A 3,528-nucleotide genomic window follows, 5' to 3' on the forward strand; every position below is an offset into this window, starting at 1 on the left:
CCTTCCCGACCCGCACCGGCCTGGTCCAGGCGGTGCGCGGCGTCACCTTCTCGCTCGGCCGCGAGCGGCTGGGCATCGTCGGCGAAAGCGGTTCCGGCAAATCGCAGACCGGCCGCGCCATCATGGGCCTGACCGCGCCGCAGGCCGAGGTCTCGGCCAAGAAGCTCAGCTTTGACGGCATCGACCTGCTCTCCATACCGTCGCGCCAGCGCCGGGCGCTGCGCGGCAACCGCATCGCCATGATCCTGCAGGATCCGAAATATTCGCTCGACCCGGTGATGAGCATCGGCCGCCAGATCGTTGAGACGCTGCGCACGCACGAGCGCGTCTCAAAGGCAGAAGCGCGCGAGCGGGCGCTGGCCATGCTGGAGGCGGTGCAGATCCGCGATCCCCGGCGCGTCTTCGACCTCCACCCGCACGAGGTCTCGGGCGGCATGGGTCAGCGCGCCATGATCGCCATGATGCTGATTGCCGGGCCGGAACTGATGATCGCCGACGAGCCGACCTCGGCGCTCGACGTCACCGTGCAGCTCGACGTGCTGAACATCCTCGACAGGCTGGTCGCCGAGCGCGGCATGGGCCTGATCTTCATCTCGCATGATCTGCGCCTGGTCTCGTCCTTCTGTGACCGGGTGATCGTCATGTATGCCGGCAAGGTGGTCGAGCAGCTCAAGGCTTCAGAGCTGCGCGACGCCCGGCATCCCTATACGCGCGGCCTGCTCAACTGCATGCCGAGGATCGGCTTCGAGCGCCATCCGCTGCCGGTGCTCGACCGCAAGCCGGAGTGGGCTGCATGACCGCGGCGCTTTCCGTCGACGGAGTGGAAGTGATCTTCGATCGCTTTCGCGCGCTGAAGGGCGTCAGCCTCGAGGTCAGGGAAGGCGAGTCCTACGGGCTGGTCGGCGAGAGCGGCTCCGGCAAATCGACGCTTCTGAGGGCAATCGCCGGCCTGGCGCCGATCGCCTCCGGCAGCATCACCGTCAACGGCAAGACCCTGGGCAAGAAGCGTGACAAGGCCTTCTACCGAGAGGTGCAGATGGTCTTCCAGGATCCGTATGGCTCGCTGCATCCGCGCCAGACGGTCGACCGCCTGCTGCAGGAGCCGCTCGCCATCCACGGCTTTGCCGACGGCGAGAAGCGTATCGAACGCGCGCTGGACGAGGTCGGCCTCGGCAATGGTTTCCGCTTCCGCTACGCGCACCAGCTCTCCGGCGGCCAGCGCCAGCGCGTCGCCATCGCCCGCGCGCTGATCCTCGAGCCCTCGATCCTGCTGCTCGACGAGCCGACCTCGGCGCTCGACGCCTCGGTTCAGGCGGAGGTGCTGAACCTGCTCGAAGAGGTGCGGCGACGGCGCAAGCTGACCTTCCTGATGGTCAGCCACGACCTCGCCATCATCACCCATATGTGCGAGCGGCTGATGGTCATGCAGAACGGCGATGCAGTGGAGACGCTGACCGCGAGCCAGTTGATCGGCCACCGGGTCAGCGAGGACTATACGCGCAACCTGTTGAGGGCGAGTGAGGGGTTTGTGAGGGCGTAGCTTTCTGTGCCGCGCAACTTGACTCACAAATGCGCCGCACCACTCTCTGACACCGCCTCGTTATGCACGCCGTCTTGCCGCCGGTCTTTCGGCTCCTTGATGCGGAACCACGTCACGTAAAGCGCCGGCAGGAACAGCAGCGTGATCGCGGTGCCGGCGATGATGCCGCCCATCATCGCGTAGGCCATCGGTCCCCAGAACACTTCGCGCGCGATCGGGATCAGCGCCAGGCTGGCCGCCGCGGCCGTCAGCGCGATCGGCCGCATGCGGTGCTCGGTCGCCTCGATGACGGCTGCCCAGCGGTCCTTGCCTTCGGCGACCAGGTCCTCGATCTGCACGATCAGGATCACCGAGTTGCGGATCAGGATGCCGATCAGAGCCAGCACGCCGAGGATGGCGACGAAGCCGAGTGGCGCGCCGCTCGGCACCAGCGCCGCCACCACGCCGATCAGGCCGAGCGGCGCCACCGCCACCACCAGGAACAGGCGTTGGAAGCTTTGCAATTGCACCATCAGGATGGTCGCCATGACGAACAGCATCAAGGGCACGACGGCCGCGATCGGCCCCTGGCTTTTGGCGCTTTCCTCGACAGAGCCCGCGGTCTCGACCGAATAGCCCGGCGGCAGCTTGGCGATGAACGCGTCGACCGACGGCTTCAGCTCGTCGACGACTGTGGCCGGCAGCACGTCGCCGACCAGGCCGGCGCGCACGGTGATGGTCGGAATCCGGTCACGCCGCCACACGGTCGGCTGCTCGAGCTCGTAGCGGATGTTGGCCACCGCGGCGAGCGGGATGGCATCGCCGGTCCCGGTCGGCAATTGCATGTTCTGCAGTGTTGCGACCGAGCCGCGATCGGCCTCGCGCGAGCGCGTCACGACATCGATCAGATAGGTGGCGTCGCGCAACTGGGTGATGGTGGCGCCGCCGACCGTGCTGTTCAGCGCGCTGGCGATGTCGGAGGAGGTGATGCCGAGCTGGCGCGCCTTGTCCTGCAGCACGTCGACCCTCAGCATACGCTGCGGCTCGTTCCAGTCGAAAGTGGGCGCCGCCAGCTGCGGGTTGGCGGAAATGATGCCGGCGAACTCCTGCGCAAGGTCGCGGACCGTCTGGATGTCGGGACCGCCGACACGGTACTGCACCGGGCGCCCGACCGGCGGCCCGAGTTCGAGCGGCTTGACGAAGGCATCGGTGCCGACGAACTCCTCGCGCAGCAGCTTTTCCAGCGCCGGCTTGACCCGGTTGCGCGCCTCGATGCTCTTGGTGACGATGACCGTCTGGCCGAAATACGGATTGGCCGGCTGCACGTCATAGGCCAGCAGGAAGCGCACCGCGCCCTGGCCGATATAGGATGAGAAATGGTCGATGTCGGGATTGCCGACCAGCGCGCGCCCTTCGAAGCGCTCCATCTGGTCGCGCGTCTCGGTGATCGACGAATTCTGCGGCAGGTTCCAGTCGACGATCAGCTCCGGCCGGTCGGACGGCGGGAAGAACTGCTGCTGGACGAGGCCGAAACCGGCGATGGAGGCGGCGAACAGCAGCACCGTCGCGATGATGGTCAGCCAGTGCCGGCGCACCGAAAGGACGAGCACGCGCCGGAACATCGAGGTGAAGCGTCCGGGCTGGTCGTGATGCTTGGCCTTCATCGTCGCCGGCAGGATGGTGACGCCGAGCAGCGGCGCGAACAGCACCGCCACGATCCATGACACCAGCAGCGACACGGCGATGACGACGAACAGCGTGAAGGTGTATTCGCCGGCGGCGCTGTTGTTGAGGCCGATCGGGATGAAGCCGGCGACCGTCACCAGCGTGCCGGTCAGCATCGGGAAGGCGGTCGATGTGTAGACGTAGGTCGCCGCCTTGCGCAGGTTGTCGCCGACCTCCAGCCGCGCCACCATCATCTCGACCGCGATCATGGCGTCGTCGACCAGCAGGCCGAGCGCGATGATCAGCGCGCCCAGCGAGATACGCTGCAGCGAGATGCCGAGATA

General features: G+C 66.9%; 3 protein-coding genes. 2 read left to right on the plus strand and 1 reads right to left on the minus strand.

What is annotated here, in order from left to right:
• Together EN738_RS32365 and EN738_RS32370 are read left to right on the plus strand one after the other, a co-directional pair.
• Nucleotides 1-797 (plus strand): ABC transporter ATP-binding protein (locus EN738_RS32365; protein WP_145967000.1); only part of this gene is annotated, 797 nt, incomplete at its 5' end.
• On the plus strand, nucleotides 794-1,540 hold the full coding sequence (locus EN738_RS32370; protein WP_127287122.1) for an ABC transporter ATP-binding protein: 747 nt from the start codon (nucleotides 794-796) through the stop codon (nucleotides 1,538-1,540). The genes EN738_RS32365 and EN738_RS32370, both read left to right, overlap by 4 nt.
• A 23-nt stretch (nucleotides 1,541-1,563) precedes the next feature.
• On the opposite strand, the gene EN738_RS32375 is transcribed toward EN738_RS32370, so the two are convergent.
• On the minus strand, nucleotides 1,564-3,528 hold a 1,965-nt coding region (locus tag EN738_RS32375), incomplete at its 5' end, for an efflux RND transporter permease subunit (RefSeq protein ID WP_145967001.1).

Origin of the sequence: Mesorhizobium sp. M4B.F.Ca.ET.017.02.2.1 (assembly GCF_003998955.1) — a bacterium.
Taxonomy (GTDB): domain Bacteria; phylum Pseudomonadota; class Alphaproteobacteria; order Rhizobiales; family Rhizobiaceae; genus Mesorhizobium; species Mesorhizobium abyssinicae.